A 14,141-nucleotide genomic window follows, 5' to 3' on the forward strand; every position below is an offset into this window, starting at 1 on the left:
GTCGACACGGTATGCACGCTCACGGCACGCGGAGCACGCAGTGGGTGCCACCGTAGATCGCCGTCATGCACTTGTTGCAGTGAATGCACAGACCGGGGTTGTGGGTCTCGTCCGTGATCCGGTTGACGAGGTCGGGTTCCCGCAGGAGTGCCCGTGCGACGGCCACGAACTGGAATCCTTCCTCCATCGCGAGGTCCATGGTCGCCTTGCCGGTGATGCCGCCGAGTAGGACGAGCGGCATCGTCACGGCGGCTCTGATCTGGCGGGCGTCCTCGAGGAGGTAGGCGTCACGATAGGGGTATTCCTTCAGGAAGTGCTTGCCAACCAACCGGATTCCGAGTTTCGTCGGCTGCGGCATGACGGCGGCGAACTCACGGAGCGGCGCGTCGCCCTTGAACAGGTACATCGGGTTCAGCAGGGAACTGCCCGCGGTGAGCTCGAGCGCGTCCAGCGAACCGTCCCGTTCGAGCCACCGCGCCACCTGGATGGCCTCGTCCACCCAGAAGCCCCCGGGCACACCGTCGTCCATGTTCAGCTTGGCGAGGATCGCGATCCTGTCCCCCACCGCGTCGCGGACGGCGCGGGCGGTCTCGAGCGCAAACCGGGCGCGGTTCGCCAGGGATCCGCCGTACTCGTCCGTGCGCTTGTTGACCTTCGGGCTGAGAAACGAGCTGATCAGGTAGTTGTGGCCGAAATGGATCTCCACGGCGTCGAACCCCGCCTCCACCGCGCGGCGAGCCGCGTTGGCGTGTGCCTCGACGATCCGGGCGATGTCTGCCATAGAGGCCGGCTTGGAGAAGTTCTGGGTCGTCATCCGGAACGCGCGGGACGGGCCCAACGCCGGGGATCCGATGTACTTCGCGGCCGCGACCGGTCCCGCGTGGCCGATCTGCGCCGACACTGCCGCGCCCTCGTCGTGGATGGCGTCGGTCAGCTTCCGCAGGCCCGGCATCGTCTCGTCGGTCCACTGGATCTGGCCCGGCGACGTCCGGCCGTCGGGGGCGACCGCGCAGTACGCGACGGTCGTCATGCCCACGCCCCCGGCGGCGGGCTGCCGATGGAATTCGATGAGCTCGTCGGTGACCAGCCCCTTCGGGGTCAGCCCCTCGTACGTCGCTGCCTTGATCACACGATTGCGCAGAGTGATCGGCCCGAGTGTGGCCGGGGCGAGCGGATCGACCTTCACTGTGGGCGGGTCGAGATCTATCGTCATATGAGTTCCTCCAGCTGCGATTCGCTGTCGAACGTAACGGCGCCGGGATGTCGCGGATCGCGGCAGTCTCGCTGAGTGGTAACCACGTCCGGGCGCCCGTCACGGCGTGCCATCTTGTGTCGGTACGAGTGCCCGAGGACGAAAGGTCGCCCCGATGACTGCCCCTACAGATCCACAGTTGCACCTGGATCAGGTGATGTCCCGTCTCACCGGACCTGGTGGCCGGTTCGAACTCGTCGAGGAGCCGGTGCTCGGCACCCGGATGCCGGTGATGAAGAACCGTGGGCGGTCGGTGGGCGAACTCCTCACCACGTCGCTCCGGTGGGGCGACCGCGACTACCTCGTGACCGCCGACCGCCGCATGTCCTACACCGAGCACGCCGCCGCGGTCGCGGCCCTCGCGACGGCGCTGCGCGACGACCACGGCGTCCGGAAGGGTGACCGGGTGGCGATCCTGGCCGCGAACACCCCCGAGTGGGTGGTCGCGTTCTGGGCCACGCAGGTGCTCGGCGCCATCAGCGTCGGGTTGAACGGCTGGTGGGTTCCGCGGGAAGTCGAGTACGGACTGACGCACAGTCGCCCCACTGTGGTGGTCGCCGACGCGAAGCGCGCCGAGACGCTCGCGGCGGTCGGCACCGACCTTCCGGTCCTCACGATGGAGGAGGATCTGCCCGCGCTCTTCGCGCGGTACGCAGGGTCCCCGATGCCGCACACCGACGTCGACGAGGACGATCCCGCCGCCATCCTCTACACCAGCGGCACGAGCGGCAGACCCAAGGGAGCGTTGCACTCTCAGCGCAACATTCTGGCCGTCGTCGACTACCACCGGTTCAGCGATGCCGTGGTCGGCGAGTTCAGTGGACGCCCTGTCGATCCGGCGATGCCGAGTCCGCTTCGCTACCTCCTGACCTCTCCCCTGTTCCACATCGCGAGCCTGCACAATCTGGTGGTTCCGCGGCTCGCGACGGGCGGCGCGGTCGTCATGCACCAGGGCGGATTCGACGTGGACGCCGTGCTCCGACTCGTCGAGCGGGAACGGGTCACCAACTGGGGAGCGGTGCCCACGATGGCGTCCCGCCTGGTCGAGCACGACGACCTCGACAAGTACGACCTGTCGTCGCTCACGTCGTTCTCGCTGGCGTCCGCACCGTCGTCGGTGGCGTTCAAGGAACGGCTGCGCGAGAAGGTGCCGTTCGCGCGCAACGCCCTCGTGGACAGTTACGGACTCACCGAGTGCAGTACCGCGATCGCCGTCGCCACCGCCCCCGAACTCGAACAGTTTCCGGGCACTCTGGGCCGTCCGATCATCACGGTGAGCATGGAGATCCGCGACCCGTACGGGGAGTGGCTGCCCGACGGCGTCGAGGGTGAAGTGTGCGTGCGCAGCCCGTTCGTGATGCTCGGCTACTGGGAGGACGAGGCCGCCACCGCTGCGGCGATCGCGCCGGGCCGATGGCTCCGGACCGGCGACTACGGACTCGTCGAGAACGGTCGCCTGCGGCTGACCGGACGTCGCTCGGATCTGATCCTGCGCGGCGGGGAGAACGTGTATCCCACCGAGATCGAGCAGTGCCTCGACGAACACCCCGATGTGCTCGAGTGCGCGGTGATCGGGACGCCCCACGAGGATCTGGGGCAGGAGGTGGCGGCCGTCGTGGTGTTGCGACCGGGGGCCGCGGCCACCGAGGCGGAACTGCGCGAGTACGCCGCGGATCGCCTGTCGTATTTCAAGGTCCCGACCCGCTGGCGGATCACCACGGACCTGTTGCCCCGCAACGCGACCGGCAAGATGGTCCGCCGGGACATCACCGTCTGACACCGGCAGCTGAGCGCCGGATGTCACAGTGGTGCAGGCGAACTGCACCACTGTGACATTCGGCGAACACAAACCGCGAACCTCAGCGAATGAGGTTGCCGAGGTCGACGGGAATCTGCGCCCCGGTGATGTATTTCGCCTCGTCGGAACACACCCACGCGACGACGGCGGCGACGTCCTCCGGCTGGGTGATGCGGTAGGGCAGCGAATTCTGGTAGATGGAGCCGAGCGTCGACGCGTACCGGGCGATGAGCGGGTGCAGGTCGCGCACCTTCATGCCGGTGTCCACGCCCGCCGGGTGCACCGTGTTGACGCGGATGCGGTGCTCCCCGAGCTCGTTCGCCATCGTCTTGGCGAGCCCAGTGATGCCGTGCTTGGTGGCGACGTAGTGGCCGGTGAACGGGGTGCCCTTCAACCCGGACACCGAACTGGTGAAGACGACGGCGCCGCCCTCACCCTGTTCGATCAGATACGGAACCGCCGCCTTCGCGGTGTGGAACGTTCCCGTGAGGTTGACGTCGACCGTCTCCTGCCATTGCTCGGCGGTGATCTCCCACGACAACGCCCCTGAACAGATGCCCGCGTTCGCGATCACGACGTCGAGGCGGCCCAACTGCTCGATGCCGTCGGCCAGGGCGCGCGAGAGTCCGTCGAAGTCGCGCACGTCCGCGGTGGCGGAGACGATCCGCCGCCCGGTGGACTCGACGAGCCGGACCGTCTCGGCCAGGTCGTCCCGGGTGGCGCCGGGATAGGCGGTGGACGCGAATTCGGTGCAGGCATCGATCGCGATGACGTCGGCGCCCTCGGACGCGAACCGGACGGCCTCGGCGCGGCCCTGCCCGCGCGCCGCGCCGGTGACGAAGACGACCTTGTTCTCGAAACGGCCGGGTGACGTCATTGTCTGCTCCTGATCGGGGTCATCGTGGGCGGGGCACGGTCTTGTCGACGAACAATCCCTCGACCGAGACGCACACCTGGCCGTCCGCGGTCCGGATGTCACCGACGGTGGTGATCTTGCGGCCGTCGACCGACATCAGCTTCCCGGTCAGGGTGAGCGGTTCGAACAGCGGCGTCGGGCGGTGGTAGCGGGTGCTCAACTGCGCTGTCATGCCGGCTTTTCCACCCCAGGCGTTGGCGACGCCGAGGACGTGGTCGAGCAGGAGCGCGGACACGCCGCCGTGGACGTGCCCGGGCGGCCCTTGGTACGGGATGGTCAGTGTGACGGTGCCCCGGACCGATCCGTCGGACAGCCCCTCGAGGACCACGGGCGGTGCAAGCGCGTTCTCGGGTCCGGTGACGGGATCGTGCCGGGTGACGCCCTCCCCGTTCCACATGTCGATCAGCCGATCGGCGACGGCGGGCGCGTGTTCCTCGAGGTGCCCGGCGATGCTGTTCAGCTCTTCCGCGACGCGGTCGAGGTTGGCGTTGCCGCGATCGGTCCGCAGCAGCGCGTCGACCACGCGCCGGGCGGCCTCGGTCGCCCGGTCGACGGCGGAACCGTCGGGCGGTGACGTCAGCACCGTTCCCGACGGGCTGTTCTCGAACGTGGGGTGCGTACCGACGCTCATCCGCTCACCTCCATCGTCGCCTGGGTCAGCACCGGTTGCCCGTCACGGTCGGGGCACGTCGCGCGCAGGGTCAGCCGGTCGCCGTCGTGCCAGACCGCGGTCTCGACGGTCTCGCCCGGGTACAGCGAGCCCGCGAACCGCACCGCGTAGTGGCGCAGTCGCGTGGGATCGCCGTCCAGCATTCCGTCGACGACGGCCTTGCACACCACACCGTACGACGCGAGCCCATGCAGGATCGGCCTTTCGAACCCGGCCGCGGCCGCGAAATCGGGGTCCGCGTGCAGCGGGTTGAGGTCGCCGCTGAGCCGGTAGAGCAGGGCCTGCGCCGTCCCGGTGCGCGACACCATCACCTTGTCGGGTTCGCGGTCCGGCACCGTGGCCACCGACTCGGGTCCCGGGGAGCCGCCGAACCCACCCTCATCGCGGGCCCAGATCTGCATCCCCGTGGTCCACAGCGGGTTCCCGCCCGAGTCGGTGGCCGTCTGTTCGAGCACGATGACGGCAGCCTTGCCCTTGTCCCACACATCGGTCACCCGCGAGGACACCCGGGCCTCACCCGACGGAGGAATCGGCGCGTGCACGGTGAGCGACTGGCCGCCGTGAAGGATCTTGCGCAGGTCGATGTCGATGCCGGGCAGGCTCAGCCCGGCAGCCGGTGCGTCGCCGGCCGAGATCCCCTGCCCCGCGACGAGCGCGAACGTCGGCAGCACCTGCAAGTCCTTTTCGTACACCCAGCGCAGTTCCCCGGGGTCCTGTGCGTTCTCGCCGGCACCGAGGCCGAGGTGGTAGAGAATCACGTCGCGCTCGGTCCACGACACGTCGCGTACGGACGGTTTCACGGTCAGCGCGGCCTCCACGTCGATCGCCATGCCAGGTCACGCTCCCTTTCCGGGCTCGGGGTCGCGGGGCAGACCCAGCAGTCGTTCGCCGATGATGTTGAGCTGGACGTTGGTGGTGCCGCCCGCGATCGACATGCACTGCGAGTTCAGGAACATCTGCGTGCCGGACGTGCGGGGCTGGTCGCCGAGCAGGGCGCGCGGTCCGGCCCAGTCCATCGCCACCTCCCACACCTGCTGGATGTGTTCGACACCGAGCAGTTTCGCGACCGACGACTCGGCGCCCGGTTGCCCGCCCGCGATCGATCGCAAAGTGGTGCGCAGCCCCATCAGGCCGCCGGACTGTGCGTCGCAGAGGACCTTGCCGAGCACGGTCAGCTGTTCGTCGTCGATGCCGCCGGGCAGTTCGCCTGCCAAGGTCAGCAGAGCCTCGCCGCCGGAGCCCAGGGAGGAGTCGTGCGACAGCGACACCCGCTCGTTGGCGAGGGTCGTCCGGGCGAGCTTCCAGCCGTCGCCCGGTTCGCCCAGCAGAAGTTCGTCCGGGACGAACACGTTGTCGAAGAACACCTCGTTGAACAGGGCCTCGCCGGTGATCTCGCGCAGCGGCCGGATATCGAGACCGTTGCTGCCCGACATGTCGATCAGGAAGTACGACAGTCCCTTGTGTTTGGGCACCGAGCCGTCCGTGCGGGCGAGGCAGATGCCCCAGTCCGCGTCCCGGGCCATCGACGTCCACACCTTCTGCCCCTGCAGCATCCAGCCGCCGTCCACCTTGGCGGCCCTGGTGGTCAGGCCGGCGAGGTCCGATCCGGCGCCGGGTTCGGAGAACAGCTGGCACCAGACGAGGTCGCCGCGCAATGAGGGGGGCACGAAGCGCTGCAACAGTTCTTCGCTGCCGTGCGCGATGAGCGTGGGCACCACCCAGTTGCCGATGATCATGTCGTGGGGCTTCAGCGCGGCCGCGCGCAGTTCCTCCGCGATCACGAGTTGTTCCACGGCGCCTGCACCCCTGCCCCACGGTGCGGGCAGGTGCGGTGCGGTGTAGCCCTTCTCGGCCAGGTACGTCCTGCGCTCTGCCTCGCCCATCGCGGCCGCGGGCGCGAGTTCCGCGAGAACGTCGGCGCGGATGCCCTCGGCGTCCGGAGGTAGGTCGATACCGAGCACCCGGCGGGCGCCGCCCAGGGTCGCGCGGGCAACGCGTCGCCGCCACGATGCGGTGGACCCGAGCAGGATCCGCAGCGATTGCGCTCGGCGCAGGTACAGGTGGGCGTCGTGTTCCCAGGTGTAGCCGATGCCGCCGAGCACCTGGATGCAGTCCTTGGTGACGGAGAACGCAGCGTCGAGTGCGGTGGCCCCGGCGACCGCGGCCGCGAGTGATGCCTCCGCCGCACTGCAGCGCGGCGCAGCCGTGGCGGCCCTGGCACTGCTTCCGGGATTCATCGCACGGGCCGCGTCCCACGCGCACACGCGGGCCTGCTCCGCGACGCTGAGCATGCGGGCCACCCGGTGCTTCACCCCCTGGAACTGGCCGATCGGGCGGCCGAACTGGTGGCGCACCTTGGCGTAGTCGGCGGCGGTGGCAACGGCCCAGTCGGCGACACCCGACGCCTCGGCGGCGAACAAGGTGGCCGCGAGATCGCGAACGCGTTGCGAATCGATCTGCAGCACATCGTCTTCGGCGATCGACAATCCGTTCGCCGCCGCGGTCGCGTTGCGACGCACCACGTCGTGGCTGGGCAGGTCGGTGACGTCGAGCCGGTCGCGGGCGACCACCACGAAGACGGTCTCGTCGCCATCGGTTGCCGCGAGCAGGAACAGGTCGCCCACCTGCCCGCCGAGGACGTACCCGGACTCACCGTCCAGCGTCACCACTCCGCCGTCCCGGACGAGACGCAGCGAGCCCGGCTGCAGGGCCACCGCGCCGAGGGTCGAACCGTCGGCCAGCCCGGAGAGCTCACCCGTACGCCCGGACTCGTGCAGGACGGCACCGAGCAGCACGGTGGGGAGGAAGGGACCGGGTAGCAGGACCCGGCCGAGTTCCTCGGTGACCACTGCCAGTTCCACCAGCCCGCACCCCGCCCCGCCCACGTCCTCGGGCAGGTGGAGTCCCAGTACGCCCAGGTCTGCCAACGACTTCCAGAACAGCGGTCGTTGCTCGGTCTTGGCCTCGACGGCCTCCCGGAGCACGGCCGGGGTCACGGTCCGCGTGGCCCAGCCCCGCACCGAGTCGCGCAGGTCGCGCTCTTCTTCGGTCAATCCCATTGTCATGTCGGCCTCGTCGATCGTTCGGGGTCAGATGCGTTCGATGATGGTTGCGGTGGACAGCGCGCCACCGGCGCACATCGTGACCAGCGCGGTGGAGGTGTCGGAGCGCTCCAGTTCGTGCAGGGCGGTCGTGATCAGCCGGGCCCCGGTGGAGCCCACCGGATGTCCGAGTGCGATGGCGCCACCGTTGACGTTCACCTTCGACATGTCGGCCCCGTGCACCTGCGCCCACGACAGCACGACGGACGCGAACGCCTCGTTGATCTCGACGAGATCGATGTCGCCCAAGGACATTCCGGCGCGTTCGAGGACCATGCGCGTCGACTCGATCGGCCCGTCGAGGTGGTAGTACGGGTCGGAGCCGACCATGCCGGACGCGACGATCCTCGCGCGCGGCCGCAATCCGAGTTCGCGGGCACGGCCGCCGTCCATGAGCAGGACGGCGGCGGCGCCGTCGCTGATCTGGGACGAGTTGCCCGCGGTGTGGACGTGGCCGTCGATCACGGGCTTCAGGGCCGACAGGGCCTCCGCCGTCGTCTCGCGCAGTCCCCCGTCCCGGGTGACCACCGCGAGTTCACCGGTGGGTGTGCCGGACTTGTCCACGACGGGAGCGGTGACGGGAACGATCTCGCGGTCGAACCGTCCGTCCGCCCAGGCCTGGGCGGCGCGTCGTTGCGACTCGAGGCCGAACGCGTCGACGTCGCCGCGCCCGAGTCCGCGCAGTTCGGCGATGCGCTGGGCGGACGTGAACTGGTCGCCCATGTCGATCGACCAGTCGTCGGGGTACGGGTTGCCGGTCTCCGGTGTGACGGCCTGGCCGAGGAACACCCGGCTCATCGCCTCGACACCGCACCCGATTCCGGCGGAGATCTGGCCGGACGCGATGAGACCCGCCACGACGTGCACGGCCTGCTGGGACGATCCGCAGGCGCAGTCGAGCGACGTAGCCGCCGTCGCGTACGGCAGTCCCGCGTGCAGCCATGCCTGCCGGGTCACGTTGTTGGACTGCTCACCGGCCTGGGTGACGCATCCGCCGACAATCTGCCCGATGTCCGCCGGGGCGACACCGGCACGTTCGAGGACACCCCGCTGTGCGGCGCCGAGCAGTGCGGCGGGGTGTAGTCCGGACAGCGCCCCGCGCCGGCGCCCGATCGGTGTCCGTGCCGCGTCGACGATGACGGCGTTGCCCATGTTCCGCTCCTTGGGTTCTTCTGGCTCGCGGACGCGCCCGCGGCTAATTTTTGAAATGTATTCTATTTTTGAGGAGACATCAATGCCCTTTGCCGTGCGAAATAGTTCTCCGCGCAGCTCAGAGGCCAGGAATGAATTTCACTTCGATCTCTACGGTGAGGCCGCCCCACGCCGGCGGGCTGTCAGCGATGCGACAGATTGACCAGCAGCAGGTCACACGCCCTACGGATGTCGGACTCGGCATCGGGAATCGAGACCCGGCCGTTGAGGCAGGACTGGATGACGCCGAACCACAACTGCACCAGCAGGCGCAGCGCCGTGAGGTCTTCCTCCGTCGGATGTTCGATCCCGGCGGCGTCCAGCATGATCTGCCGGAATGCCCGGTCGACCTTCCCCGCGTCCGGCACGGACGCGACGTTGGCGGTGCTCGTGGACTGGATCATCGCGGTGGACAGTGCGGGCCGCCGCAGCAGGCCGCGGGTGGCGCGGACGAGAACGTTGTACACCGCATCCTGCGGCGATTCGCCGGGGGGCGCGCTCTTCTTGAACCCGACACCCATCCGGTCGATCTGGTCGACCATCACGGCGACGAACAGATGCGTCTTCGACGGAAAATACCGGTACAGCGTCCCGATCGCGACGCCGGCGCGTTTGGCCACCTCGTGCATCTGGACTCGGGCGAGTTCCTTCTCGGTGGCCAGTTCGATCGCGGCTTCGAGCATGCGGACGTGGCGTGCCCGCTGTTCCTCCGAACTCGGTTCGGCAGCGTCCCGCACTTCGGCGATTCTCGGCACCCTCGATCCCCCTTCACTCCGCACACAGCCCCGGATCCGGTGTCGATTCTCGCATTGGATCGGGAAACCATCGAATTTCGTCCGGTGAGTGGGACCGCACGTGCCGCAGGTCGCCCGGATGCGATTGCGTGAACCCTACGACTGGACCGCCAGTCTCCACAGACCATCAACGGAGGAAACGACGATGCAGGACTGGACAACCGAGTGCGACGTGCTGGTGGTCGGTTCGGGGGGCGGCGCGCTGACCGGCGCCTACACGGCCGCTTCGCAGGGATTGCGCACCCTCGTCCTCGAGAAGACCCCACTGTTCGGCGGCACGTCCGCGTACTCCGGCGCCGCGGTGTGGCTGCCGGGCACCGCCGTGCAGGAGCGCGCCGGCATCGGCGACTCCACGGACAAGGCGCGCACGTACCTGCGCGCAGTGGTGGGCGACGAGGAGATCGACCGTCAGGAGGCGTACGTCGCCACGGCGCCCGAGCTCGTCGACCTTCTCGAACGCGATCCCCACATCGAGTTCGAGTGGCGCGCGTTCCCCGACTACTACAAGGCCCCCGGCCGGATGGACTACGGTCGCGCGATCAACCCGCTCGACCTGCCGGGCGACGAGGTCGGGGACCTGCGCGAGGTCATCCGGCCCGAGGCCGACGTCGACCGGGCCGGGAAACCGCATCCGGAGGGAACGCTGAACGGTGGCCGCGCCCTGATCGGCCGCCTTCTCATGGCTCTGCACGGCACCGGGCACGCGGAACTGCGCACCGAGACCGCCGCGCGCTCGCTGATCGTCGAGGACGGCCGGGTCGTCGGCGTCGAGGCGACGAACGCCGCCGGTGAGACCGTCCGGATCCGGGCGGCCCGCGGCGTGCTGCTCGCGGCCGGCGGGATCGAGGGCAACGCGGCCCTGCGCACCGAGAACGGAACGCCGGGCAAGGCGGACTGGAGCATGGGCCCGCGCGGCGCGAACACCGGCGACCTCCTGCGGGCGGCGGTGGAGATCGGTGCCGACACCGCACTCCTCGACGAGGCGTGGTGGTGCCCCGGGGTCGAACTTCCGGACGGCTCCGGCGCTTTCATGGTGGGCGTGCGCGGCGGCATTCTCGTCGACGCGTCCGGAGAGCGGTACCTCAACGAGTCGCTGCCGTACGACCAGTTCGGTCGAGCGATGATCGAGCACGGAAGCGGCAGTTCGTATCTCGTGTTCGACTCGAAGGAGGGCGGGCCCGTGTTGCCTGCCATCTCCATTCCGAACATCTCCGCAGAGAAGCATCACGCGGCCGGAACCTGGGTCTCGGCCGACACGATCGAGGAACTCGCGGAGAAGATCGGCGTCCCCGCAGACGCTCTGCGCCGCACCGTCGAACAGTTCAACGACTTCGCCAAGCACGGCGTCGACGAGGCCTTCCACCGGGGAGAGGACCCGTATGACAACTTCTTCTGCCCTCCGGGCACGGGTGCGGACGCGCCCCCGAACCCGGCACTGAGCCCGGTGTCGCAGGGCCCGTTCCACGCGGCCCGCATCGTGCTCAGCGATCTCGGCACCAAGGGCGGTGTCCGGACCGACGCCGACGCCCGCGTCCTGCGCGCCGACGGCACGCCCATCGACGGACTGTATGCGGCGGGCAACACCAGCGCATCGCTCAGCGGCCGGTTCTATCCTGGTCCCGGAGTGCCGCTCGGCACCGCGATGGTCTTCTCCTACCGGGCAGTTCAGCACATGCGGAGCTGACTACACGAGGTTGTCCTCCACCGGGAGTCCGAACGCGCCCCTGCCGAACAGGGCGAGGGCGCGTTCGGGCTCGTTGGCCACGTGCACGCTGCCCGCGTGGGCGTCGCGCCACGACCGTTCGATCGCGTTGCCGCGCGACAGCGAACTTCCGCCGGCGGTCTTGAACAGCAGGTCGATCGCGTCGAGGGCTCGCTCGGTCGCGCGAACCTGATCGCGGCGCACCCGCAGGCGCAGACCCATGGGGAGTTCCTCCCCGGCCTCGGCCAGTTCCCACAGTTCACGCACGTTGCGATCCATCTGCAGTATCGCGGCGTCGATCTCGGACGACGCCCGGGCCACCGCGACCTGGGCGAACTGGTCGTCGACGAATCTTCCGCCACCGAGGCTGAGCCGCACGCGTTCCCGCATGAACGTCAGATAGCGTTCGTAGCACCCCGCGACGATGCCGACCCCGGGCGCCGCGACGGCGGTCGTGAAGAGCGTGGCGAACGGCAGCCGGTACAGCGGTCCCCGGTTCACCTTCTGTCCGGGTCCGCGCAGTTGCGCCGTCTCGTAGTTCCTCTTGATCCGGTAGTCGGGAACGAACACGTCCTCGGCACTGATCTCGTTGCTGGCCGTGCCGCGCATCCCCACCACGTCCCACACGTCGTGGATGCGGTAGTCCGACCGCGGCACCAGCGCGGTCATGAAATCGACCGGGCGGCCCGCAGTCCCGACCACCATCGCGCCGAGCAGCGCCCACGACGCGTGCTCGCAGCCCGAGGAGAAATGCCAGTCCCCCGTCAGCCGGTAACCGCCCTCGACCGGAACGAGCCGCCCGACGGGTGCGTAGGCGGACGACACGAGCACCGAATCGTCGTGGCCCCACACGTCCCGCTGCGCCCGGTCGTCGAACAGCGCCAGGTGCCACGGGTGCACCCCGAGCACGGACGCCAGCCAGCCCGTCGAACCGCACACACCGGACACTGCGCGCACCACTTCGTAGAAGTGCACCGGATCGCCTTCCGTGCCGCCGTACCGCCTGGGCTGCAGCATCTTGAACAATCCGGCGTCGCCGAGCTCACGGATCACCTGTTCGGACACCCGCCGCGACTCGTCGACCTTGTCCGCGCGTTCCGCGATCATCGGCAGCAGGCCGCGGACCGATCTCAGGACCTCGTTCGTCATCTGTCGGAGGGTAGGGCGATCACACCCGCGCGTGGATGTGCGTCTCGCTCAACGGGAAACACCGCCCCACCGCCCGGTCCCGTCCAGTGGGACCACGCGATGCGCGCCGTCCGCGCTCACTTAGCGTGCAGGGCACCGCACAAGCCCAGGAGAGGACGGGACGCATCGTGACCACCCAACAGTCCGAGACAGTCGAGGTACGCGAAATCGACGCGGGCGCAGCGCCCACCCGATTCGCCCGTGGATGGCACTGCATCGGATTGTCCGAGGCATTCCGGGACGGCAAGCCCCATTCCGTCGAAGCGTTCGGAACCAAACTCGTCGTCTTCGCCGACGGTGCGGGCGATCTCGCCGTGCTCGACGGCTACTGCCGGCACATGGGCGGCGACCTCAGCCAGGGCACGGTCAAGGGCGACGAGGTGGCGTGCCCGTTCCACGACTGGCGGTGGGGAAGCGACGGCCGGTGCAAGAAGATTCCGTACGCGCGCCGGGTTCCGCCGCTCGCCCGGACCCGGTCGTGGCACGCGCTCGACCAGGACGGGATGTTGTTCGTGTGGAACGATCCGGAGGGCAATCCGCCGCCCGCGGACGTCACGATTCCCCGCATCGACGGCGCACTCGACGACGGGTGGACGGACTGGGTCTGGTACCGGACCACGGTCGACACCCACTGCCGCGAGGTGGTCGACAACATCGTCGACATGGCGCACTTCTTCTACGTGCACTACTCGTTCCCCACCTACTTCAAGAACATCTTCGAGGGCCACGTCGCCAGCCAGTTCATGCGCGGCCAGGCCCGCGACGACATGCGCCCGCACGCGTCGGGTCAGCCCCGCATGCTCGGAAGCCGCTCGGATGCGACGTATTTCGGTCCGTCGTTCATGGTCGACGACCTGACGTACCGCTACGAGACACACGACGTCGACTCCGTGCTGATCAACTGCCACTACCCCGTCAGTGCCGACAAGTTCGTGCTGCAGTACGGCATCATCGTCAAGAAGTCGAAGGAACTCGACGGCGACGCGGCCACCGAGATGGCGAAGAATTTCGGCACGTTCATCGCGAAGGGTTTCGAGCAGGACATCGAGATCTGGAAGAACAAGACCCGCATCGAGAATCCGCTCCTGTGCGAGGAGGACGGCCCAGTCTACCAGCTGCGACGGTGGTACGAGCAGTTCTACGTCGACGTCGACGCGGTGACCCCGCAGATGACCGACCGGTTCGAATTCGAACTCGACACCACCCGCCCCGTGGAGTCGTGGAAGAGGGAAGTCGAAGAGAACCTCGCACGAAAGGCGCGCGAAGCCGATGCAACCGCTGCAGTGCACTGAGTGCGGCGCGAGCGTGCTGGTCCAGAAGAACAGCTGGGAACACACTTCCGTTCAGTGGGACGACGCGGCCCGCGCCCGGTGCCGCGAGATCGGCAGCGCCGGACCGGGGGGCCCCGGCGCTCCCCGGAAAGGATGTTCGGCGCTGACGGCGTCGATCACCCGAGCCGCGGAGGCGGGCGTCGTCCCGGTGCGCGATCCCGACCCCGTCCCGACCCCAACCGTCGCCCACTGAACGAT

The 14,141-nt window shown here is 68.8% G+C and carries 12 protein-coding genes; 4 read left to right on the top strand and 8 right to left on the bottom strand.

Going from position 1 to position 14,141, the window contains the following annotated elements; all coding sequences use genetic code 11:
* Nucleotides 1-19: 19 nt before the first annotated feature.
* On the bottom strand, nucleotides 20-1,213 hold the full coding sequence (locus QM841_RS06865; RefSeq protein WP_283331377.1) for an NADH:flavin oxidoreductase: 1,194 nt from the start codon (nucleotides 1,211-1,213) through the stop codon (nucleotides 20-22).
* A gap of 154 nt (nucleotides 1,214-1,367) precedes the next feature.
* On the opposite strand from QM841_RS06865, the gene casG reads away from it, so the two are divergent.
* Nucleotides 1,368-3,029, top strand: a complete 1,662-nt coding sequence (gene casG, locus QM841_RS06870) for a steroid-24-oyl-CoA synthetase (protein ID WP_283331378.1) — start codon at nucleotides 1,368-1,370, stop codon at nucleotides 3,027-3,029.
* Between the two features lie 82 nt (nucleotides 3,030-3,111).
* Here the strand turns inward: casG and QM841_RS06875 are convergent, their stop codons facing one another.
* From QM841_RS06875 to QM841_RS06900, 6 genes are all read right to left on the bottom strand, one after another.
* Entirely contained in the window at nucleotides 3,112-3,927 is an 816-nt protein-coding gene (locus QM841_RS06875; RefSeq protein ID WP_283331379.1) for a mycofactocin-coupled SDR family oxidoreductase, read from the bottom strand.
* A gap of 19 nt (nucleotides 3,928-3,946) precedes the next feature.
* Nucleotides 3,947-4,597 (bottom strand): PaaI family thioesterase, encoded by a 651-nt coding sequence (locus QM841_RS06880; protein ID WP_283331380.1) that lies wholly within the window; start codon nucleotides 4,595-4,597, stop codon nucleotides 3,947-3,949.
* The gene (locus tag QM841_RS06885) at nucleotides 4,594-5,466 is read right to left on the bottom strand and encodes a MaoC/PaaZ C-terminal domain-containing protein (RefSeq protein WP_283331381.1); all 873 of its coding nucleotides are present in this window, start codon (nucleotides 5,464-5,466) and stop codon (nucleotides 4,594-4,596) included. The genes QM841_RS06880 and QM841_RS06885 overlap by 4 nt, the downstream gene beginning before the upstream one ends.
* A gap of 6 nt (nucleotides 5,467-5,472) precedes the next feature.
* Complete coding sequence (locus QM841_RS06890) at nucleotides 5,473-7,701, bottom strand: acyl-CoA dehydrogenase family protein (RefSeq protein WP_283331382.1); 2,229 nt, start codon at nucleotides 7,699-7,701, stop codon at nucleotides 5,473-5,475.
* A gap of 24 nt (nucleotides 7,702-7,725) precedes the next feature.
* A complete protein-coding gene (locus tag QM841_RS06895; protein ID WP_283331383.1) occupies nucleotides 7,726-8,889 on the bottom strand; it encodes a steroid 3-ketoacyl-CoA thiolase in 1,164 nt (387 codons plus the stop codon).
* Between the two features lie 182 nt (nucleotides 8,890-9,071).
* Entirely contained in the window at nucleotides 9,072-9,683 is a 612-nt protein-coding gene (locus QM841_RS06900; protein ID WP_011597920.1) for a TetR/AcrR family transcriptional regulator, read from the bottom strand.
* 184 nt (nucleotides 9,684-9,867) lie between these two features.
* On the opposite strand from QM841_RS06900, the gene QM841_RS06905 reads away from it, so the two are divergent.
* Entirely contained in the window at nucleotides 9,868-11,406 is a 1,539-nt protein-coding gene (locus QM841_RS06905; protein WP_283331384.1) for an FAD-dependent oxidoreductase, read from the top strand.
* Here the strand turns inward: QM841_RS06905 and hsaA are convergent, their stop codons facing one another.
* Complete coding sequence (gene hsaA / locus QM841_RS06910) at nucleotides 11,407-12,573, bottom strand: 3-hydroxy-9,10-secoandrosta-1,3,5(10)-triene-9,17-dione monooxygenase oxygenase subunit (RefSeq protein WP_283331385.1); 1,167 nt, start codon at nucleotides 12,571-12,573, stop codon at nucleotides 11,407-11,409. It lies immediately after the preceding gene.
* Between the two features lie 167 nt (nucleotides 12,574-12,740).
* Here hsaA and QM841_RS06915 point away from each other — a divergent pair, with 167 nt between their 5' ends.
* Both QM841_RS06915 and QM841_RS06920 read left to right on the top strand, forming a co-directional pair.
* Entirely contained in the window at nucleotides 12,741-13,904 is a 1,164-nt protein-coding gene (locus tag QM841_RS06915; RefSeq protein ID WP_283331386.1) for a 3-ketosteroid-9-alpha-monooxygenase, oxygenase component, read from the top strand.
* Nucleotides 13,882-14,136, top strand: a complete 255-nt coding sequence (locus QM841_RS06920; protein ID WP_280781498.1) for a hypothetical protein — start codon at nucleotides 13,882-13,884, stop codon at nucleotides 14,134-14,136. Before QM841_RS06915 ends, QM841_RS06920 begins: the two co-directional genes overlap by 23 nt.
* Nucleotides 14,137-14,141: the final 5 nt, after the last annotated feature.

It is taken from the genome of Rhodococcus sp. IEGM 1307, assembly GCF_030056915.1.
Lineage (GTDB): Bacteria > Actinomycetota > Actinomycetes > Mycobacteriales > Mycobacteriaceae > Rhodococcus_F > Rhodococcus_F opacus_D.